Raw genomic sequence first — 21,856 nt, forward strand, 5'->3', positions numbered from 1 at the left:
ATGCGTCTGTCAATCACGACGCGAATCGAACCCGCCCACCTCCAGGATCCGACCACGACGGTCCCGTTATTTGACGGTAATTGCCTGTTCAAGACGTTTCCGTTGTCCAAGTTCCACGTAGCGGCGAACCCGCCCACTCCAGGGGTTGACGCAAGCGTCGACCATGACTACCTTCCAATCATCCGTACAACTGTGGCTCATCTCACTGTGGGCCGCCAGGGCGGAGGATCATGGGCGCGCCAGAAACACCATCAGATTCGCGCAGGACCAAATTCACGTCGTGGCGAAAGAAGTCCACGACGCTTCCCGAGGAGACCTCGATGACGAACCCACCCCCCGTATTGCCGTCACCCCCCACCACTCCGGGAGAGGCGCCGACGACTGATGCGCTGACCTCATCGGGGACGCTGGCACCCCGGGTGTCTCGACGCGTCGCCGTCGCCGCGGGCATCGGCCACTTCCTCGAGTGGTTCGACTTCGCGGTGTACGGGTTTCTGGCCGCGACCATCGGACAGCTGTTCTTTCCGTCCGGCAACGCCACGACGTCGCTGTTGGCCTCCCTCGCCGTTTTCGGCGTCGCGTTCCTCTTTCGTCCGCTCGGCGGGCTGCTGATCGGGGCTTTCGGCGATCGTGCCGGTCGCCGCGCGGCGCTCTCGTTCGCGATCGTCGTCATGGGCATCTGCACGATCGGCATCGGCGTCCTGCCGACGTACGCCACAATCGGCGTCGCTGCTCCCGCTCTTCTGGTGCTCCTTCGGTGTGCCCAAGGTTTCTCTGCGGGTGGCGAATACGCGGGCGCGGCTGCCTTCCTCGTCGAATATGCACCGGCCCGCCGGCGCGGGCTGTGGAGCAGTGTGGTCTCCGCCGGCGCCGGCATCGGGGTCATGGCCGGGGGTGCGGTGACCTTGCTGTTGACGGCCCTGCTGTCCGACGACCAGATGACGAGCTGGGGGTGGCGTGTCCCCTTCCTCGTCGCCGGCCCACTGGCCGTCCTGGGTCTCTACGTCCGGCTCCGGCTCGAGGACACTCCCGTGTTCCAGGAGCTCCAGCGCGCTCACGAGGTCGAGCATGCCCCGCTGCGCAACGCCGGTAAGCACAGTCGATCCGGAATCCTGTTGGTGTTCGTCTGCACCGCGGTGACCGGCCTCGGTTTCTACTACCTCGCAACCTTCGTGGTCACCTTCCTCAGTGTCGAGGTCCACATGGCCAAGACCTCCGCCCTCGAACTCGCGGTGCTCGGATTGCTCATCTACTCACTCATGTGTCCCGTCGCAGGCATGATCGGCGACCGCATCGGCCGCCGACGCACGATGCTGCTCGGCGCCGTCGGCATTGCTCTGACCGCGGTCCCCTGCTTCGCGCTGCTCTCGACCGGCACCTGGTACCTCGCACTGATCGGTCTGGCAATCCTGGCGGCGTTCGAGGCACTGGCCAATGTCATGCTCGGAGTTCTCATGGTCGAGCTCTTCCCGGCCCGACTGCGGGTGACGGGTAGCTCGATCGGCTTCAACGTCGCGCAGGCTCTCATCGGCGGGCCCGGCCCGTTCATCGCCACCGCCATCGCGGCGGCGGCCGCGCTCATCGTCGCTCCCGCCTTCTATCTGGTCGCGGTTGCAGCGCTGTCGTTCTTGATCCTGCTGCGGTATCTCCCCGAGACTCGCGGAGTGTCGCTGTTCAGTGACGAAGCACCCTCGGTGAGGGACTGACAGGCAGGCATGATTGTGGAGACGCATTCGTATCTGAAGCGTCCCGCGTACCGGCTCGTCGCCGAACAACTTCGGCGGCGAGCCGAACGCGGTGAGTACGCCGTGGGTGACAAGTTGCCTACCGAGGATCAACTTCGGCACACTTTCGGCGTCAGCAGGCACACGATCCGGCAAGCAATCGGACACCTGGTCGAGGTGGGCATGGTGCACCGTGTTCAGGGCAGCGGCACGTATTTGATTGGGTACGAGACGAACTCCGTTCGCTATCAGCGTGCGATCGGATCGCTCGACGAGATCATGAGCTGGCCCGGTACCACCACTCGGTTGCTCGAGCCTTTCCGGCGGGGGGTGAGCGAGCCTGCGATCGCTCGTGACCTCGGCGCGGACATCTCAGATGTCCGCTGTGCCCTCGTCCAACGCTGCTACAACGATGCGCCCTTCGCCCTGACTCGGCACTACATGGTTTCCTCATTGGCGGACAACGTGATCGATCGGGCAGCATGGGAGACCGACAGCACGATCATTCAATCGGCGGAGCGGTTACTGCCCGAGGGCATCGTCTCGGCGACCCAGAGCATCCACGCCACTCGAGCCGAAGAAACTGAGAGCGAACTGATCGGATGCTCGGTAGGGGACGCCGTCTTGCTCATCGAGCGGCTGTACCACGACGCCGGTGGGCGGCCGGTCGAGTTCACCGCCTCCCGCTTCAATCCCCGCCGCTACAGCTACCGGATGGACCTGGGCCGGCACCGCTGATCGGGACGTCCGCGGTCCGCTCCGAGCCACCACGAAGTGGTCGGGGTGGCAATCGATTACACGGTTGACCTACCAGGAACGCACGAAGGAGGCGGTGTGGGTCGAGAGACGAGCACCGATATCGGTTCGATCGACGTCGTCCGGGATCGGTATGTCCCGCCCCGGCGAGTGATTATCATTCTCACCGCCACGGCTGTCACCGCGGTAGGACAGATGTACTCGGTATTGGCGCTGTTACCGCAGATGGCCGCTTCCTTCGATGTCAACCCTGCACATGTGACGGCGACCTCCACTGTGTTCGGCGTCGCCTATGCTGTCGGGTTCCTCGCGGCGGGGCCGCTGGCGTCGCGATTCGGTTCCCATACCGTGATGTCTGTGGGTCTGTGCACCGCTGCCGTCACCACGCTGCTGGCAGCCCTTCCTTCCACGCTGCTTCTCGAACTGATCGCTCGCGCGGGGCAGGGCTGCGCGGCAGCCGCCTTCGCCCCCGCCGCGTTCACGTATATTGCCGAGAACATCGATCCGCGCCAGCGTCTGCTGGCTTTGAGCTGTTTGACCAGCGGTTTCCTCGGAGCGGCGGCAGTCGTTCCCGTCGCCGCACAGGTGATCGCTGTTGCGGCCGGTTGGCGCGCGGTCTTTGTGCTCGGTGCGGGTGCGCTCGCGGTGGCCGCCGTGGTCGTTGTTGTGTTCGTTCCGAGGGCGCGGGCCATCCGCCACCCCCGTGGTGCGCGGCTCTTCGGGGTCTTGGTGACGATTCTGGGCAGGTGGCGGTTGGTCGCGCTGTTCGGTGCTTCGGCCACATTCCTCGGAGGGTATGTCAGCGTCTTCACCACCATCTCGCTGGTGGGCCCGCCGTCGGTTGCCGGAAATCCCGAGGCCCTGCAGGTGCTGCGCTTGATCACCGTGCCAGCACTTCTCGTCATTCCATTTCTGGGTCGAGTACTGAGGCGGTGGCGACCGGCCCGCCGGGGCGCGGCGGCGTTGGGTGTGGCGGCGATGTCCGTGGCCGCCGGATCGGTGTCGTCGGACTACCTGATAGGACTGTCGATAGCGGTGTTGCTGCTCGTGGCGGCGATTTCCGCTACGGCGTCAGCCATTGTCGAGTCACTTCTGGTGCAGGTGCGTCCGGAGGAAACGGGCGGTGCAACGGCACTGTACGGATCCTTCACCTTTCTCGGTGCCAGCGCCGGACCAGCCCTCGCCTCGGTGGTCAGTCCTTGGGGTTTCCGGATCGGCATGCTTGCCGCGGCCATCTGGCTCGCCATCGGGGTGGGGTTGATCCTCGTCTCTTCCGCAGGAGCCGGGGCCCGACGATCGATTCAACACGGCACCGAGGGCGCTGTGTCATCCCTGCGGTAGGGAGCTCAGGGCAGGCCGGCATCAGCCGCGAGCGCGGCCGACACGAATTCGTCCGGCAGGTCCGACGACAGCGGCGGATGGCTGGGGGGATGGACGTTGCCGGCGATTTGTCGGAGGGTGTCCATGACGTGTACTCCGCCATCGGCGAGAAACCGCACCAACCCGGCTTTCGCGCATTGGGCTGCTACCCCGGTGAGCAGGCTTCCAGCCTCTTCGCTACGGCCGGATGCGGCGAGGCAGCCGGCCAGCAGCCTGCGGGCCCGTAGCTCAGCCCGGTGGCGTTCGCTGCCCGCAAGTCGCTCCGCCCACTCTCCGGCCCACCGGCATGCGAGCTCGGTATTCGCCAGGGATCCGGTTCGCACCAATCGCGTGATGGCCGCCTCCTCCCGGTTCTGCGCGATAACCTCGTCGAGACCGGACACCTGCTCCGCACGTTCGGCGTAGGTGAGATCTGCAGTCTGCGAGGCATCTGAGGATGGTAGGACGAGATCCAGGCGCACCGATTCGTTGACGATGGAGCTGTAGAGCCTCGGCAGTTGCATCTGCATGGAGAATCGTGCTCCCTCGTCCAGTCGTGCAACGGCCGCTGACCGGTCGCCGTGTATCACTTTGATTCGGGCTCCGACGACGTACCGGGCAATCTTCAAGTCGACAGCGCCCGCGTGTGGTCCGAGGTCGTATCCGTCGTCGAGTAGTCGCTCGGCCTCGGCGGTGTGTCCCTGTTCGTACAGAACTTCACCGAGGAGCCCGCCGGCTAACCGAGCGGTGTAGGAGCGTCGACCATCCACTTGCTGAGCGATCTTCATCGCGGTGCGGAAACTCGCTTCCGCCAGCTTCACATCCAGTTGCTCGAAGGCCGCTATACCCACCCAGCAGTGTCCGTGTACCGAGTTGTACGGTCCGTTGTTCCGCTGGTGATACGCTGCGGCCCAGTGCTGAAGGGCATAGGCGGCGCGGTAGTCCGCCCGACAGATCTTGGCGAACGTCGCAACGTTCGCTGCGACGGATACGACCCACGGCCGGAAGTCATCGGGACGATCGAGACACGGACGCACCAAGTCGTCGATTCGCGAGGCTCGGTCTGCACGCAATTCCACGACCGCTCTGATCACCGAGGCTTCGGCACGCAGCGCGGGGGTCTCCGACGCGCTGAGGTGGGTGAGCGCGGTATCGACGCGGTCAAGTGCCTGCAGAGCGGGGCCGGGGTTGTAGAGCAGGATGTTCGACCACGCGGCGGCGAGTTGCAGTCGCGGATTGGACATTGTGCTGTCTGTCGGCAGCTTGTCGACAAGTCCACGCAACGTCGACATCTGCGAATGCTCGAGCAGATACGTCCCGTCGCGTTCGACCAGTTTCACTGCACCGGCCGTATCGCCGGCACGCAGTGCGTGATCGACTGCTTCGCTGAGAAAGCGGTGCTCGGCGAACCAGGTGGATGCGGATCGATGCAACTGCGCCGATCGCCCGGGGAACTCGGTGTCGAGTCGGCCACGCAGAAATTCTGCGAACATGTGGTGGTATCTGAACCAGTGCCCTTCGTCGTCGACTCGGCGCAAGAAAAGGTCACGCGCTTCGATCAGCTCGAGCATCGCCTGACCGCGTCGCACATCGGTCAGGGTCGAGGCCAGGTCGGCGCAGATGCGGTCGGGGATGGCGGTGGCCAGTAGGAATGCGCGCGTATCCGTATCGAGGGAGTCGAGGACGTTCTCGGCGAGGAAATCACCGATCGCGTGGTGGCGGCCCGAGAGGTGGGCAATGAACTGGGCAGGGTCCGCGGACGAGCGCAGAGAAATCGACGCCAGCTGTATGGCGGCGGCCCAGCCGTCGGTCGACCTCGCCAGGTCGGCGATGTCCTCTGTTGCCAGGTCCAGTCCCGAGGCTTCCATGAGGAAGCTGCGTGTTTCATCTTCGTCGAATCGCAATACTGCCGAATCGATCTCGACTAGTTCGTTGCGAACGCGCATCCGGCTCATCGGCAGTCCAGTTTGCGTGCGACTGGTCACGATGATCTGGACGTGGTGGCAACCGTTGTCCAGTAGGTACGTCAGCGTAGCCACACTCGAGGGATCCGAGACCCGATGCCAGTCGTCGAGGACGAGAGCCAGGTGTTGGTCTTGATCGTGCAGTGTGTTGATCAACGTTGTCAGCACGTGTGGGCACGCGCGGTCACCGTGTGCTTCGAAGGTGTCACGTAATTCGGTCGCCAAGGCCGGCAACGCGGTGGTGATGGCTTCGATGAGATGTGCGAGAAACCAGAGAGGATTGTCGTCGTCTCGGTCGATGGTCAGCCATGCGGTGGCAATGCCCTCGTCGGCGAGCTGATGGAGCCACTGTGCCGCTGCAGTGCTCTTTCCGTAGCCGGTGGGTGCGTGGATGACGGTCAGGCGTCGCCGTCGATCGGTGTGAAGGGCCTGCATCAGACGGTCCCGGGTGACCAGCGTACGGCTCGGTGGTGGGGGTCGGAATCTGGTGGCGGGTGTTGGGGGTGCCGAGTACCGGCCGGAGGGCATCGGGGTCCGTGAGTGCGGTGCCGGGAATCCGAATCCGAACGCTGGTGAAGTGTAGTCCGGAGCGGCACCTGAGTCTGTCGCGCTCCCTTCGGCGTTGTGGTGGGCGCGGCGTAATTGGTCGGCGAAGTCGGCTGCCGTGCGGGGACGATTGCCGCGATCGCGTGCCATCGCGTGCTCGATCACAGTGCAGACCTCCTCCGGAATCTCTCCATACCAGTCGCGTAGCAGGGAGCCGCTCGGATTGGTGATGCGCCGAAACTGGTCGATCAGAGGCTCTCCGCGGCGCCGCTCGAAGGCCGCGTGCCCGGTGAGCGCGCAGAACAGAGTGGCTCCGAGGCTATAGAGATCGCTCGCCGGGCTGGGGGGACGCCCGAGTAACACCTCGGGGTCGGTGTAGGCGGGTGACCCGGTGACGACACCGGCCGCGGTCTCGAATCCGCCGGCGATGCGCGCGATGCCGAAATCTGTCAGCTGCGGCTCTCCGTAGGTGTCGATCAAGATGTTCGCGGGTTTGACGTCTCGGTGCAGGATGGATTGCTGGTGGGCAGTCTCGAGCGCGTCGGCCACCTTGATACCGAGGTGTAGGACACGGGGCCAGGGGATCGGACCCGACTCGATCAGCGACTGAAGGGATCCCGGCTCGTGGTACTGCATGACGAGGTACGGGTGACCGGCACCCGTCGTCCCGACGCGATAGATAGTGACAATGTTGGGGTGCCCGGATAAGCGTCCCATTGCTCTTTGCTCACGGAGAAACCGATCCACGCCTTCCGGGTCGTGATAGGTCGTGAGCACCTTGATCGCTACGACGCGATCGAGAGCCCGCTCTTGGCAGCGATAAACCACACCGAAGCCGCCCCGTCCGATCTCCGTGGCGCCCTCGAATCCCTCCGCAGCCAGCTCCGTGGCGATGGCTGCAGTCTGGTCGCGCTGCGTTGCCCCCGGATCGGTCTCGGCCACCTACGACCTCGAACCGGCACCTGGTGCCTTGAATCGGCTCATCACCCACCTCGCGCCTACTGAATCAAGGATAATCTGGTAGCCGACCGAACCGGCCCTGAACGCGTCAATACACGCTCGATGACCGCGATGGTGGCTGAGGAGGGGTCAAGCACAATTCGCGGCCTCGTCCGCGGCACTACCCGTCATCCCCCACCCTGTGGGGGCGGGTGCGGAGCATCGAATCGAGGGCCGTAACCGTGTCAATCGTTACTGGGAGAACGATGGCGCTCCCAGCACCGCATCTCTGAAGGACCGACGACCTGTCATCGAAGCCTGTGTGAACCTCGACCCCGTCTCCCGCAGCACGATGGCCCTGTCGGCTCCGACCCCGTTGGCGTCGTCGATGGCGGCAGTCGAGCCAGACGCGTACAGCCACCGTGCGGTGCAAGATCGCGGTCAGTGCGTTGGCCGGGTAATAGCGGTGGCACGGCACGGGACCGCCGCGAGGGACCAGGTGGCGGTCAACTGCGAACGTTCACCTCGAGCAGGTGCCGCGGTGACCTGCGTTTCGATCCGGTCCATGCCGACCTCGGTCGGGTGGCAGAGAGGGACTGTTCGGTCGCTCTGCTGCCCGTGGGGCACGCGGACGGGAGCTCGCGTGCGCTGGGCCGCAGTATGCCGGTGCTGCTGGGCGGTAGGTGGCGCCCTCGGATCGGGCTGGTGTGCATGGATCGGATTGTGGTCTACCTCGGGACGGACACCGATGTCACGGAAGGAGATCGTGCGGTGTTGTTCGAGGAACTGAGGGCACCACCGGGGGCGCATCGGTGGGCTCGCGCGTTCGGGACGACCCCCGCCGAGATCCTCGGCGGACTGCGTAGTCGGATCGAGTGGCGTTATATCATTGGCGCGCAACATATTTCCGGTTCAGAGCGCCGCGGGTGCGCTGTCCACCGAGCGGACGGAACAGCACACCCGCGGAAATTGTCGTGAGTGCCGGTCAGTTAACGTGTCGCACCGAGCCGGTGTTCCCGGTCGGTATCGGCCGGTCGCTGCCCGGCATCGTCGATCGCACATGGTCTCCTGCTGAGCGCGATCGTCGAGACGGCCCCAGCCACGCTCCAGAGTGCGAGCCAGGTGCAGATCGGCCAGGTGGAGTGCGTCCAGCTATAGAACAGCGTCGCCATGAAGGGGGCGGTGCCGCCGATGACGCTGACCGACAGTGCCTGACTCAACGCGACGCCGCTGAACCGGACATCGGCACTGAATCGTTCCGCGAGGAAGGCCGGCTGCGGGGCTTGCAGTGCCGAATGCACCACCGCCAGCATGAAGGTGATACCCAAGAACGCGGCCCAGCCCGATCCGGTGTTCATCAGCGCGAACAGCACGAACCCTCCGAACAGGGCGGTGAAGCACCCGGCGAGAAGGACAGTACGGCGTGAGAACCGGTCACTCAGATGACCGGATACCGGCAGACTTATCAAATAAACGATCGATGCGGCGAGCAGTGCATTGAGCATCGTGGTACGGCTGATATCCAAGATGGTGGTGCCGTAGGAGACGGCATAGGTGGAAACCAGATAGAACAGGATCCCTCCGGGAGCAATGACGCCCGCGGCCCATGCGACGTCCCGCCATTGACTGCGCAGTAGTGTGCGCACCGGGGTGCTTTGCTGGGCCGATGCAGTCTGCAGTTCGGTGAAGTCCGGGGTTTCCTCGACGCCGAGGCGAATGAACATCGAGATGGCGAAGAGTCCGGCGCTGAGCAGGAACGGAATCCGCCATCCCCACGTTTCGAAAGCGTCGCCGGAGATGTGGTCACTGACGGTGACGGCGATGGTCGACAACAGGAGTCCACCGGGCACCCCCATCTGGACGGTGCTGCCATACAGCCCACGCCGGCGCGGGGGTGAATGCTCGACGAGCATCAGTGCAGCTCCACCCCACTCTCCGCCCATCGCGATGCCTTGCACGAAACGGAGAGTGACCAGCAGGAGCGGTGCAAGCCAGCCGACTTGCTCAAATGTCGGAAGTATGCCGATCAGAACCGTTGCGGTGCCCATCATCAACAGCGAGACCACGAGCGTCTTGCGCCGGCCGACCTTGTCACCCATTCCGCCGAAGAGCACGCTGCCCAATGGCCTCGCCAGGAATCCCACCGCGAAAGTCGCGAAGGAGGCGAGGGTCCCCGCCAGCGGGCTGTATGACGGGAAGAACAGGGGTCCGAACACGAGGGCTGCGGCGGTGCCGTACAGGAAGAAGTCGTAGTACTCGAGTGCGGTGCCGGCGAATCCTGCTGCAGTAACACGAAGCATCTTTGCGGTGGAGCGTTTTTCACGCACGCTCATGATGGTTCCTCCAGAGAGAACAGTAATGTGAGGAAGCGGCAACCGTGGCGTAGTGCACGGTTTCCGGGAGTCGGGCAACGTTCACGCGGACTGTCCTCCGTCGATCATGATCGGCACCGGTGACGACGATGCTCGACGGGAGACCAGGTAGTCCACGGATGCTCGATGACTGTCCGGCCGGATCTACCAACGCGGTAGGGCATCGAGGAAGGTCGTCAGCGCGGTTGTCACGGCATCGGGGCCTTCTTCAGTCACCAAGTGACCCGCGCCTGGGATTCGGGCAAAGGCCGATCCCGGTATCCGGGCATGCATCCGTTCGGCAGCTGCAATGTCGATGCCGTTGTCGTCCTCACCGTGCACGATGAGGGTCGGGATCTCTATCTCCGGCAGGCGGGAAAGGCGTTCGTGCTTGCCGATCCACGAGTTGTATTCGCCCCACACCGACCGCGATGGTCTGGTCCGCCACTTGCGCACCCACGAATCGACCAAATCGGGACGGTTCGCGATGGCCTGCGGACCGAAAATGATGGGAACGAAGGTTTGTGCGAAGCTTGCGGAGATGGGGGCTTCGCTCTTCATGGGTCGGAATACATCGGCGAACCGAGCCTTCTCCTCGCTGGTATAGGCGTCAGCCATCGTGTCCATCAGGACCAGCCCGGCCAGCCGTTCAGGGTGCTTCAGGGCCAGTTCGATCGCCATGAAACCGCCCACGGACATTCCCACCAGTACGAATCGGTCGATTCCTGCTCGGGCGGCCACCTCCAGGCAATCGGAGACCAGCGAGTCGAGGTCGTAGTCGGTGGCATATTCCGATGTTCCGGCCCTGCTGGTGTAGGCGATGGTTCGGTAGCGATCGGCCAGAGCAGCGGTTTGCTCGGTGTACATGGTCCGATCCAGGAGCGTGCCGTGGGAGAAGAGCACCGCTGGTCCGTGTCCCTGGTCTACAACGTCGAAAACCTTCATCGGCTCTTCCCTTTCATGTCATTGGGCCTGAGGCGGCGGGCCGAGGCTCGGGGAGGTTGTGTTCGACAACGGCGGCGAAATCCTCCGGATCGCTCGGAGTGTGCGGGGGAGCATGTCAGTGCAGCAGGTCTTCGAGGTTGGAGTTGAGCGCCTTCGGTCGCGGAACCAGCCACAGACCGATCAGCGCGATCAGCGGCAGTACGGCACCAAAGACGATGACCAGTACATTCCAGCTGTAGACGGTCAGCAATGGAGCGACGATGAGCGCAAGAGTTCCGTAGCTGGCCCACAACATGCCAGAACCCCATGCTCCACCCGTGCCACGAATACGGGTGGGAAAGGCTTCTTGCAAGAAGTTCGAGGATCCGCCCCATAGCCCGATGGTGATCAAGACGTAGACGACGAACCAGGGCAAGATCGTCGACGGTGTGGCCAGGTACACCATGAAGATGGCGCAGACAGATCCGAGCACTCCGACGGACGTGAGGGTGTAGTGGGCGCCTTTGCCCCGCGTGAGGAAACTGGCGGCGAGGATGGTGACGATACCGAGCCAGTTTGCCCAGGTTATTGCGCGGTTGGCCTCGAGAAACGAGATGTCCTTCGCCTGCAGGAAGCTCAGTCCGAAATAGGACATGATGGCGTATTGGGGCACGATGAAGAGGAAGAACAGGGTTACTCCGATGGTGCGGCGACGCATATCCGCTGCCCACAGCTGAGCGAGCACACTTTTCTCCGTCTTGGCGACATCAACGTGGAACTTGCTCGCCCCCGTCCGACGGGCATGCTGGAGGTCCTGGAAGTGCGGTGTTTCCTTGATGACGAAGAAGACCGCGATACCGAAGGCCAAGGGGAGTACGCCGACGATCCAGAACACCGCCCGCCATCCCATGCTGGCTGCGATGTGTTCGGAGAAGAAGGCCGATGTTCCGAATCCGATGGCCCACCCCACTGGTACGGTCCCGGTCATCCATCCCCGGTGCTTCGCAGGTACTGACTCGGCAATGAGCACGGTGGCCAGTCCCCACGAAACGTACCCGACTGTTGCGATCGACCGCATTACACCGAATGACACAGTGTTCCAGGAGAATCCAGCAAGAATAGTGAACGCAGAGCAGATTGCGATAGCTGCGACGAAGAGTGGCTTACGACCGAAGCGGTCCGTCAACGGGCCGATGAGGAACATGGCGATGACGCCGCAGGTGAAGAATCCGGCCGCATAGATGTACCCGACGGCATTGTCGGAGAACCCCAGACTCTGCTGGATGAGGGGATAGCTCGTGGGGAAAATCGCGGCGTCGGCGGCGATGGTCGCGTAGCCGAGCACCCCGAGCACCATGACAGCCCAGTGGTAGGGCCTCAGGCGGTTGCTCTCCGCGGAAAGTGGAGTGGATGGGCGTTCGCGCAAACCATCGTCGATGGCTGTTTCTGGCATCGGGGCTCCTGGGGACATCGAGGAGGAGGGGATCACGCAGTGGCGTGCGCCACACAGTCTGCGGTTTTTTGCATCATTTATCAACTGTACAGCCACGAGGGAGGTCGGGGGTGGCACGTATGACCGCTCTGAACTGGTACTTTTACCGACAGGACGGTGCGACTGGGGTTCAGGTCGACGAATATCCCCCGGATATTTGATACAAGTTACCTGCTCCACGGGGAAGGAAGGTGGGGGAGTGCCGACACCCCGGCCGATCACTGTCACTCGCGGAACGAGACCGATCTCGGCGCAGCGGACGGTCCGTCCTCCACCGTGCCATGAGGGGCCCGGCGTTCAGACGGGCTGGATGACCGGCAGCCCGACGCGCGGCTCTTCACATCCGTGGTCAGCTCACCGCGTTTCTTCCCACGTCGATGGCGCGGGCCCTGGACGCGCTGGACACCATCGAACGGTCGAGAGCGCAAGTTACGCGCGCGTACACGGGCCGAAGCCATCGCGCTGGGGTGGATGCAGCAGCAACTCGACCTGCCGAGTTTCGGACGCACTCGCCCGCCAGGTCACCGGCCGGTTCACCGTCTCAGCCCGGCCGGTGACCTGCGCCGTCTTCCGACGTGTCTGTTCGCCGTCCTCAGTCGTCGTCGGCGAGGATGCCGTCGCGCTTGAGCTTGGCTATCACGTACTCGCCCTCGAACTGAACATGTTCGCGCGACGCAGCCTCCGCTGCTGCCCCGTCCCCACGCTTCAAGGCGTCGAGCATTTTCTGGTGACTCCGAGTGGCTTCGGGACTCGCGCCGGGCGGTGCCTCGTACACGGCCCGTGGCAGGTTCTTGGCCAGCTGCCGCAGCACCGACAACAGGCGCCGGCTGCCGCCCGTCTGATTGATGAGGGCGTGAAACTCCCAGTTCAGGTTATGAAGCACGTCAGGATCGTCGCTGTTCTGCATGAGTTCGTGTAGCTCCTGCAACCGGGCAAGCGTTGGCTGGGTGATACGGGACGCGGCGCGTCGTGACGCGAGCCCCTGCACCATTCCGTAGATCCGGTAGTGATCGTCGATGTCCTCGCGCCGGATGGGGACAACATAAGAACCGCGATGCGGCTCGGAGTCGATCAATCCTTCGGCCTCGAGAGTGATGAGCGCTTCCCGAACCGGCAGACGACTGACGCCGAGATCTTTGGCGATTTGGTCCTGCGGCACTCGCTGTCCCCGAATCAGAGACCCGTCGAAGATCATATTCTTGATGTAGTCGACGACCTGACCACTCATGTTTCGTCGCGCCACCTGCGGACGAGCGTCCTCACGCCGGCCACCGTTCTGTGCAGCACGAATCGGTAGATCGATTCCGGCGTCAGACGCAGTCATCTCGACTCCTAATTTGATCAATCATCAACACGGGCTAGTGTACGTGATCCGTGGGGGGCGCCGCTGACGCATCGCCGCGTGCAACACGCCGCCGCACGCCAATCGTCCCCCAAGTAGCGCATCGACGGCTCTGAACAGCGGGTTTGTGCAGTTCGTCGGCCGACCGCTTCTCCTGGCTCGGCACTTCGCTGTCCGCGGCGCCGGGGCCGGACTCGACTTCGAGGCCACGCGGGCGTAACGTGAGTCACATCTGATGTATCACATATCCAATCTGAGAGGCATGATGACACCCATCGCATCGACCGATCACCTTCTCTCCTCGGCTGTCGTCAACCGTCTGAAGACCGCCCCGCACGTCTTCATCGATGGCGGACAGCGCGCAGCGCGCAGCGGCGAGGAGATGCCCGTCTTCGACCCGGCAACCGGGCGCCAGATCGCGGTTGCGGCTTCCGGAGGAGTGGACGACGTCGCCGACGCGGTCGATGCGGCCCGGCGCGCGTTTGCCGAGTCGGCCCCGTGGCGGCAGATGAGCCCCCTCGACCGCGGACGCATCCTCCACCGGATCGGCGATCTGATCTACCAGCACGCCGATGACTTCGCTCAGCTCGAGGTCCTCGATGCAGGGAAGGTCCTCGGCGCAGCACGAAACATCGATGTCGAGTTCGCCGCGCGGGCGTTTCACTACTACGCCGGCTGGCCCACCAAAATCGTCGGTTCGACCGTCCCGGTATCTCATCCGAGTATCCACGTGCGCACCGAACGCGAACCGGTCGGAGTGGTGGGCGCGATCACCGCATGGAACTTCCCACTTCTGCTGTGCGGATGGAAGATCGGCCCCGCACTTGCCTCCGGGTGCACGATGGTCCTCAAGCCTTCCGAAGAAACGCCCCTGTCGGCGTTGTGGCTGGCGGAACTCGCCGGCGAGGCCGGACTGCCCCCCGGCGTGCTCAACGTCGTTCCCGGCACCGGCGGGACCGCTGGTCAAGCCTTGGTTGCCCATCCTGGGGTCGACAAGCTCACATTCACCGGCTCGACGAAGGTCGGCAAGCACATCGCTCGCCAAGCCGCGGCCGACGTCAAACGGGTGACACTCGAACTTGGTGGCAAGTCCGCCAACATCATCCTGCCCGACGCCGACGTGACGGAGGCGGTGACCGGTTCTGCGGGCGGCATCTTCTGGCACTCCGGTCAAACCTGCAGCGCACCATCACGATTGTTTGTACACAGAGACATCCATGACGAGGTCGTCGAGCAACTCACCGCGATCGCCGGGCAGTTGAGGATCGGACATGGACTCGACGAGGGTGTCGATTTCGGCCCTTTGGTCAACAATGCGCAACTCGAGCGCGTCCGGGGATACGTCGAACGTGCAAAAATCAAGGGCGCCAAGGTCTATCAGGCTGCTCAGGTTCCCGGCGATCTGACCGGGCACTTCCACCCTCCGACGATCATCGCCAATGCGACCGACGACATGGAATGCGTACGTGAGGAGATCTTCGGTCCGGTTGTCGTCGTTCTCGCCTTCGACCACATCGACGAGGTCATCGAGCGGGCGAATGCCGGCGACTACGGCTTGGCCGCGGGTATCTGGACGACGAATGTGAATACCGTCCAGACGATGACGCGCAGACTGCAGGCCGGGACCGTCTACGTCAACGGCTGGGGGCTGACCGATCCAGCAGCTCCGTTCGGCGGGTTCCACCAGTCGGGCTACGGCCGTGACCTGGGCCCGGACAGCCTCGACGGATATCTGGAAACCAAGTCCGTATGGACCATGCACAGCTGAGAAAATCCTTCGAACGACGATCGGAAGAACAATGAAGACACGCGCCGCCGTACTGACCGCACCCCACGCCCCGTTCGAAATCATGGAACTGGACATCGACGATCCCGGGCCCGGGGAGGTCATGCTGCGAATGTCCGCGGCTGGACTGTGCCACTCGGATCTGCACATGATGGACGGAGATCTGTCGGTGCGCTATCCGATGGTGGGAGGGCACGAAGCCGCGGGCATCGTCGAGAAGATCGGCCCAGGCGTGAAGAAGGTCGCTGTCGGAGACCACGTGGTCTGCAGCTTCACCCCGAGTTGTGGCATCTGCCGGTACTGCTCGACCGGGCACCAGAATCTCTGCGATGCCGGATCGACAATTCTCGAAGGCAGCATGCCGGACGGCACCTTCCGCCTACACAAGGACGGCACCGACTACAGCGCCTTCTGTATGCTCGGAGCCTTCTCGGAACTCGCGACCGTGTCCGAGTACTCGGTCGTGAAGGTCGACGACTGGCTTCCCCTCGACTCTGCAGTGCTCGTTGGGTGCGGCGTCCCGACCGGATGGGGCACCGCCGTCAATGCCGGCAACGTTCGCCCCGGTGACACCACCGTGATCTACGGCATCGGCGGATTGGGCGTCAATGCGGTTCAGGGTGCGGTGCACGCCGGAGCGAAGTACATCGTCTGTGTTGACCCCGTCGAATTCAAGCGAGACACCGCGCTCAAATTCGGAGCGACTCACGTCTTTTCCAACGCCGAGGAAGCACATGCGAAGGTCGATGAACTCACCTGGGGCCAGGGTGCCGATCAGGCCCTCGTGCTGATCGGCACCATGGACGAGGAAACCATCACCGCAGCATTCAAGGTGATCGGGAAGGGCTCGACGGTCGTGGTCACGGGCGTGTCCAATGCCGCCAACCTCACCGTCCACGTGTCGGGCCAGGAAATGGTGTTCATGGAGAAGACCATCAAGGGCACTCTGTTCGGTTCGTCGAACCCGCAGTACGACATCGTCCGGCTATTGCGACTCTACGATGCAGGACAGCTCAAACTCGACGAACTCATCACCACCCGTTACAAGCTCGCCGAGATCAACCAGGGCTATCAGGACCTGCGAGACGGTAAGAACATCCGCGGAATCATCGACTTCTCACTCTGAGCGCTTCTACCGCGGCCGCTTGGGGCCTTCCGGTCCCTTCCAAGGGACCGGAAGGTCGCCGTGGCATGCTCGCACATCCGGTGAACTCACTCTTAGCCCAATGCCTCAGCAGCACAAAGGTATACGGTACAACCCTCACGTCCACCCTCTTGCGAAAACACCGCGGGCATGTCACAGTGAATTTGTCCGTACGTATCATTTATCAAATCGGGAGTTGTAGTGCAGACGCACCGTCACGCAGATCGCGCCGCACTTCGCGCGGCCACCGCAGTGGTTGGGGTCGGCACGACCGAATTCGGCAATTTCCCGGGTTCCTCCGCCGACGATTTGGGCTTGACCGCCCTCGAGGCTGCACTCGCCGATGCCGGACTCACCACGCGCGACCTCGACGGCTTGATCGTGAACCGGGTGAGTAGCTACGAGGTGGTGGCCTCGCGGATGGGAATTGAACCCCGCTGGTCGGCGCAGCTGCCGGCGGAGGGACGCATGACCGGCGTCGCCATCCAGATGGCGGTGCTGGCCATCGCTACCGGAGTGGCCTCCACCGTCGCGCTGGTGTACGGCAACAACGGGCGCTCGGGTGGGCACACCTATGGAGGCGGCGGCGCGAGCGCCAGCGCGGCCGCCGAGGGATACGGCACCAACCCGGCGTTGACCCTGCCGTATGGGATGACCTCGCCCGGAGCCTTCTACGCGATGATGTTCCAGCGGCACTGTGCGCAGTACGGCACCACCGCCGAACAACTTGCGCAGGTTGCGGTCACCCTGCGAGAGCACGCATCGCGGAATCCGCAAGCCGTATTCAAAGATCCCATCTCACACAAGATCTACCTCGAGTCCCGTTTCATCGTCGAACCGCTGAAGATCTACGACTACTGCCTGATCAACGACGGCGGCGTGGCCATGATTCTCACCTCAGCGGACCGGGCCCGCGACTGCGCTCAACCACCCGTTCACGTCCTGGGGTTCGGACAACAAGGGCAGCTGCGCAACTCCGATTTCCCGCCGGACGACTTCTGGCGCGAGGCAATCGGCACCGCCGGGCAACAAGCGTATGCAATGGCCGATTGCACTCTGGCCGACGTGGACGTCCTGATGGCATACGACAACTTCAGCCCCAATGTGCTCTTTACCTTGGAGGGCCTCGGATTCTGCGCTCCCGGCGAGTCCGGAGCATGGATCCAGGACGGCCGCATCGGACTGCGCGGTGAACTGCCGATCAACACTTCCGGCGGACATCTGTCGGAAAGCTACATGCAAGGGTGGGGGCTGAACGTCGAGGCCATCCGCCAGTTGAGGAAAACGTGCGGCGACCGCCAGGTGCACGATGCGACCATCGCTCAGTACCTGTGCGCCGCTCCCGTGGTGACCTCGGTCGTGTACGGAGCACAGGCATGAACCCCCGCTATTCGTTGACCGCCCACCTCGAAGGACTGGCCCGGCACGAGCTGTTGATCAGCGCATGCGCAGCCTGCGAAAACCATCAGTTTCCCCCGAAAGCGGCCTGCACTCGCTGCGGAAACACGGAAAGCCCGCAGTGGACCACGGTGAGCGGTGAGGGCCGGTTGTGGTCCTACGCCGCCTTCCACAGGACTTACCTGACCGACTTCTACCTGCCGAGCCCGTACGTCGTCGCGGTCATCGAACTCGACGAGGGCGCCAGGATCTACGGCAACGTCGTCGGCGCGCCGATGTCCTCTCTCCGGATCGGGCAGCGAGTCCGCGCCGACTTCACCACCATCGACGACGGAGAGTCGCACCTGATCTTCGTCGCAGCCGACAAGGAAGGCACATGACCGACACAGCCCCCTCCCTCGGCCCGCTCCGTGGACTGCGCGTCGTCGAGATTGCCGCACTCGGGTCGGCACCGTTCGCCGCGATGATGCTCGCCGACGCCGGCGCGGAAGTTCTGCGCATCAACCGGCCCGGGCAGCGCACCGACGACCCCGGCATCCTCGGCCGGGGACGGACCGCACTGAGCCTCGATCTGAAGGACCTACACGATCGCGACCGTGCTCTGGAGGCCATCGACCACGCCGACGTACTCATCGAAGGATTCCGGCCGGGCGTGATGGAACGGCTTGGGCTCGGACCCGGCACCTGCCTGAACCGCAACCCGGCCTTGATCTACGCCCGAATGACCGGCTGGGGGCAGGACGGACCACTCGCCGCTACCGCTGGGCACGATATCAACTACCTGGCCCTGACCGGTGCCCTCCGGTCCATCGCCCGCCAGGGCGAAGTCCCTGTTCCGCCACTGAACCTCGTCGGCGATTACGGCGGCGGCGGGATGCTGCTGGTCACCGGAATCCTCGCCGCACTCTACGAGCGGGTATCCAGCGGTACCGGCCAGGTCGTCGACGCCGCAATGATCGACGGAACCAGCCTGCTCATGAGCGGTATCTGGAACCGTAAGGCCACCGGGAACTGGTCGGGCGAACCCGGCACGAACAGCATCGACAGTGGTTCGCACTTCTACAACGTCTACCGGACCGCGGACGACGCCTTCATGGCCGTGGGCAGCATCGAGCCGCAGTTCTACCAGCGACTGCTCCTCGGTCTCGGGCTCGCCGACGCCGACCTACCGGCACAGCACGACCGGGCGCAGTGGCCCGCCATGAAGGACCTGTTTGCGCGAATCTTCCGGATGAAAACGCGCGCAGAATGGACACTGGTCTTCGCCGAACTCGACGCGTGCGTATCCCCCGTTCTCGCGCTCGACGAGGCGGTGACCGATCCGCATATGCAGTTTCGGAACACCCTCGTCCGTGGTGATCGCGTCGAGCCGGCGCCCGCTCCTCGCTACAGCAGAACACCGGGCACCGCCGGTGGCCGCGGCGAGAACACAGAGCCAGCCGAGACCCTGATGACGCGTTGGGCGTCGACCGTCCGCGCGGCACCGGAGACAATCAGAACAGGACAGCACTGATGGCGGCACCGACAATTATCCGCAGAACAGTCCACGACGGCCTGACACTCGGGAAGAACATCGGTTTCACCGAGGGGCCCGTATGGACCACAGACGGCCGATTGTTCGTCACGAGCGTCAGTCGAGGCGCGCTGTACGAGATCTTCCTCGACGGGCGCCCGGCTGTGGCAGTCGCCGAAACCGGTGGTGGACCCAATGGCATGACGCTCGGCTGCGACGGGCGACTGTGGATCACCCAGAATGGTGGCGGCGCGATGCCCACCCGATCACAGGTGCCGGTCTCGCCGTCCATCCAGGTCTGGGATCACCGGGCGGCCGCCGCGCCGAGCACCATCTTCAACGGAAGGGTTCACGCTCCGTCGGATTGTACGTTCGGACCGGACGGCGCCCTCTGGTTCACCGACCCGAACGGCCACGGCTTCGGCAGCGCAGCCCTGCCGGGGCGCGTCTGGAGGTACGACCCCGCGGCCGATCACGCCTCAGTCGTTCTCGACGACGTCTTCTTTCCCAACGGCATCGCGTTCGGGCCCGACCCGGAACACCTGTATGTCGCCGAGACCGCTCGTGATCGGGTACGCCGCTATGTGGTCACAGCACACAGCGCGACCGTCGATCATGACTTCCCGCAAATCACCGTCTCGACCCCCGACGGCATCACCATCGACGCTCAGGGCGGTCTGTGGGTAGCAGGCAGCAAATCGGGAAAGGTCACCTACTTCGACTCGACCGGCCAGATGTGTGAGCAGTTGGCGATCGGTGTAGGAACGATGCCCACCAGCGTCTGCTTCGCCGGCGACGCGCTCGACCGTCTGATCGTCACCGTTGCCAAGGGCGGGCGCGTACTCGCCTTCCCTGTCGAAACCTCCGGATTACCCACCCCGCCTGCTTCTCCGGCCCCACCCGATTCGTCGCCTGCACACCGCGAGGAACTCCAATGACCGCATCAGCTCCTGCCGCTCGCACCTGGGGGGCCCTGCTGCACGAAATGGCCGACCGCTTCCCCACCCGGGCCGCGATCTCGTTCGAAGGCACGGCCACCACCTTCGCCGAACTCGATCACAGGGTCAGCCAATGGTCGAAGGCGCTGCTGGCCATGGGAATCGGCCGTGGTGACTCGATCGCAATACTGGCCGGAAACCGCCCCGAATGGTTGTACACCGCGATGGCCGGGGCGCGGATAGGCGCAGTTGTCGTGCCCATCAACACCTGGTACAAGACCGATGAGCTCGCGTACGCGCTCGACCACGGTGACGTGAAGGTCCTGCTGTTCTTCGATCGGCTTCGCGATACGGACTACGTTCCCATCGTCGCGGGCACCGTCGCGGCGGTCACCGAGGCACCCGGCCCCGACGGCATACTCCATGACACGAAATTGCCGGCCTTGCACCACGTCGTCGAGCTCGGGCAGCACCGCCTCCCGGCTGCCGTATCGCTCCGTCAGTTCCTCGGCTGCGGAGAACAGATCAGCGACGACGCGCTGGCCGATGCGGAAGCCGCAGTCGAGCCGGACGACCTCGCGTACCTGATCTATACCAGCGGCAGCACGGCGCGACCGAAATGTGTCGCGCTCGAACATCACCACGCCATCGTCAACACCTTCAACATCGGCGAACGGCAGGCGCTCGACGAACACGACCGGTCGTTCCTCGCGACACCGCTGTTCTACGGACTCGGTGTCATCCAGGCCCTCGGCGCGACCTGGACCCACGGCGCCTGTGTGGTTCTCATGGAGGTGTACGAACCGGGCCGAGCCCTCGAACTGCTCGAACGTGAGCGCTGCACCGCGTACTACGGGCTCGGAAACATGACCCGAAGCCTCGTCGACCATCCCGACTGCGCTCGCCACCAACTCAGCCTTCGCAAGGGTGTCCTCGGCCTGAGCAAGGCGGACCGTCGACTCGCCCGCACCGAACTCGGGCTGACCCTGGGCACCAGCATTTATGGATTGACCGAGTCCTACGGGTTGTGCGCGCTGACCGATGCCCACGACCCCGTCGAGCGGGCCGAGGACACCATCGGGCGTCCCCTCCCCGACTGGGACATCCGCATCGCCGACCCGGATACCGACGAGCCCGTACCGACCGGTGAAATCGGACAGATCCTGATCCGCGGCCACGTCATGCGGGGTTACTACAAAGATCCCGACCGCAATCGCGAGGTCATGACACCCGACGGCTTCTTCCGCACCGGTGACCTCGGATACATGGACGAGCACGGATACCTGCACTTCCACTCCCGGCTCTCGGAGATGATGAAGCCCGGCGGCATCAACGTCAGCCCACTCGAAGTGGAACTTCTGGTAGGGGAGATCGCCGGCGTCCGCGAAGTGCATGCCGTGGGCATTCCCGACATCGCCCGCGGGGAGGCGATCGTTGTCTTCGTCGACGCCGACCGAGACGACGTCACCCTCGACCGGATCCAGGACCACGTCCGCAGCAGAGCCGCCAAGTACAAGGCCCCGCACCACGTGATCTACGGAACCAGTGCCAGTTTCCCGCGGGTCGCGAGCGGCAAGGTACCCAAGGCCCGCCTGCGCGAACTTGCGCTCACCGAACTCGGGCTCGACGCCGCCGGGATGCCCACCCCGGCGGTTGACACTCCGCTCTCCGACCACTGAC

At 64.0% G+C, this 21,856-nt stretch carries 16 protein-coding genes; 11 read left to right on the forward strand and 5 right to left on the reverse strand.

The window, feature by feature from the left end; all coding sequences use genetic code 11:
• Positions 1 to 419: 419 nt before the first annotated feature.
• The 3 genes from KZJ41_RS00400 (at position 420) to KZJ41_RS00410 (ending at position 3,821) form a co-directional block, all read left to right on the forward strand.
• On the forward strand, positions 420 to 1,706 hold the full coding sequence (locus KZJ41_RS00400) for an MFS transporter (RefSeq protein WP_006942118.1): 1,287 nt from the start codon (positions 420 to 422) through the stop codon (positions 1,704 to 1,706).
• A 9-nt stretch (positions 1,707 to 1,715) separates the two neighbouring features.
• Positions 1,716 to 2,462: a GntR family transcriptional regulator gene (locus tag KZJ41_RS00405; protein WP_251549985.1), complete on the forward strand. Its 747-nt coding sequence runs from the start codon at positions 1,716 to 1,718 to the stop codon at positions 2,460 to 2,462.
• A 96-nt stretch (positions 2,463 to 2,558) separates the two neighbouring features.
• A complete protein-coding gene (locus tag KZJ41_RS00410) occupies positions 2,559 to 3,821 on the forward strand; it encodes an MFS transporter (protein WP_049904075.1) in 1,263 nt (420 codons plus the stop codon).
• 5 nt (positions 3,822 to 3,826) lie between these two features.
• Here KZJ41_RS00410 and KZJ41_RS00415 read toward each other — a convergent pair whose 3' ends face one another.
• Positions 3,827 to 7,291, reverse strand: a complete 3,465-nt coding sequence (locus KZJ41_RS00415) for a serine/threonine-protein kinase (RefSeq protein WP_251549987.1) — start codon at positions 7,289 to 7,291, stop codon at positions 3,827 to 3,829.
• A gap of 579 nt (positions 7,292 to 7,870) precedes the next feature.
• On the opposite strand from KZJ41_RS00415, the gene KZJ41_RS28540 reads away from it, so the two are divergent.
• The gene (locus KZJ41_RS28540) at positions 7,871 to 8,266 is read left to right on the forward strand and encodes an alanine racemase C-terminal domain-containing protein (RefSeq protein WP_368681480.1); all 396 of its coding nucleotides are present in this window, start codon (positions 7,871 to 7,873) and stop codon (positions 8,264 to 8,266) included.
• 11 nt (positions 8,267 to 8,277) lie between these two features.
• Here the strand turns inward: KZJ41_RS28540 and KZJ41_RS00420 are convergent, their stop codons facing one another.
• The 4 genes from KZJ41_RS00420 to KZJ41_RS00435 form a co-directional block, all read right to left on the reverse strand.
• Complete coding sequence (locus KZJ41_RS00420; protein WP_006931468.1) at positions 8,278 to 9,621, reverse strand: MFS transporter; 1,344 nt, start codon at positions 9,619 to 9,621, stop codon at positions 8,278 to 8,280.
• Positions 9,622 to 9,804: 183 nt separating this feature from the next.
• Positions 9,805 to 10,584, reverse strand: coding sequence for an alpha/beta fold hydrolase (locus tag KZJ41_RS00425; RefSeq protein ID WP_050034290.1), 780 nt, complete (start codon positions 10,582 to 10,584; stop codon positions 9,805 to 9,807).
• A 115-nt stretch (positions 10,585 to 10,699) separates the two neighbouring features.
• A complete protein-coding gene (locus KZJ41_RS00430; protein WP_168578849.1) occupies positions 10,700 to 12,016 on the reverse strand; it encodes an MFS transporter in 1,317 nt (438 codons plus the stop codon).
• 631 nt (positions 12,017 to 12,647) lie between these two features.
• On the reverse strand, positions 12,648 to 13,379 hold the full coding sequence (locus KZJ41_RS00435) for a GntR family transcriptional regulator (protein ID WP_006931474.1): 732 nt from the start codon (positions 13,377 to 13,379) through the stop codon (positions 12,648 to 12,650).
• Positions 13,380 to 13,659: 280 nt separating this feature from the next.
• Here KZJ41_RS00435 and KZJ41_RS00440 point away from each other — a divergent pair, with 280 nt between their 5' ends.
• The 7 genes from KZJ41_RS00440 to KZJ41_RS00470 all read left to right on the forward strand — a co-directional run bounded on the left by KZJ41_RS00440 (position 13,660) and on the right by KZJ41_RS00470 (position 21,855).
• A complete protein-coding gene (locus KZJ41_RS00440) occupies positions 13,660 to 15,165 on the forward strand; it encodes an aldehyde dehydrogenase (RefSeq protein WP_006931477.1) in 1,506 nt (501 codons plus the stop codon).
• Between the two features lie 31 nt (positions 15,166 to 15,196).
• Positions 15,197 to 16,309 (forward strand): NDMA-dependent alcohol dehydrogenase, encoded by a 1,113-nt coding sequence (locus KZJ41_RS00445; RefSeq protein ID WP_006931479.1) that lies wholly within the window; start codon positions 15,197 to 15,199, stop codon positions 16,307 to 16,309.
• Between the two features lie 219 nt (positions 16,310 to 16,528).
• Positions 16,529 to 17,707 (forward strand): thiolase family protein, encoded by a 1,179-nt coding sequence (locus KZJ41_RS00450; protein WP_044475615.1) that lies wholly within the window; start codon positions 16,529 to 16,531, stop codon positions 17,705 to 17,707.
• Positions 17,704 to 18,105, forward strand: a complete 402-nt coding sequence (locus tag KZJ41_RS00455) for a Zn-ribbon domain-containing OB-fold protein (RefSeq protein ID WP_081636920.1) — start codon at positions 17,704 to 17,706, stop codon at positions 18,103 to 18,105. Before KZJ41_RS00450 ends, KZJ41_RS00455 begins: the two co-directional genes overlap by 4 nt.
• Positions 18,102 to 19,238 carry a CaiB/BaiF CoA-transferase family protein gene (locus tag KZJ41_RS00460; RefSeq protein ID WP_006931485.1) on the forward strand — a complete coding sequence of 379 codons (1,137 nt, stop codon included), beginning with the start codon at positions 18,102 to 18,104 and terminating at the stop codon, positions 19,236 to 19,238. Before KZJ41_RS00455 ends, KZJ41_RS00460 begins: the two co-directional genes overlap by 4 nt.
• Positions 19,238 to 20,176, forward strand: coding sequence for an SMP-30/gluconolactonase/LRE family protein (locus tag KZJ41_RS00465; RefSeq protein WP_006931487.1), 939 nt, complete (start codon positions 19,238 to 19,240; stop codon positions 20,174 to 20,176). Before KZJ41_RS00460 ends, KZJ41_RS00465 begins: the two co-directional genes overlap by 1 nt.
• Positions 20,173 to 21,855 carry a class I adenylate-forming enzyme family protein gene (locus KZJ41_RS00470; RefSeq protein WP_006931488.1) on the forward strand — a complete coding sequence of 561 codons (1,683 nt, stop codon included), beginning with the start codon at positions 20,173 to 20,175 and terminating at the stop codon, positions 21,853 to 21,855. Before KZJ41_RS00465 ends, KZJ41_RS00470 begins: the two co-directional genes overlap by 4 nt.
• The last annotated feature ends 1 nt before the right edge of the window (position 21,856 follow it).

Source organism: Rhodococcus sp. 11-3 (assembly GCF_023704055.1).
Classification (GTDB): Bacteria; Actinomycetota; Actinomycetes; order Mycobacteriales; family Mycobacteriaceae; genus Rhodococcus; species Rhodococcus aetherivorans.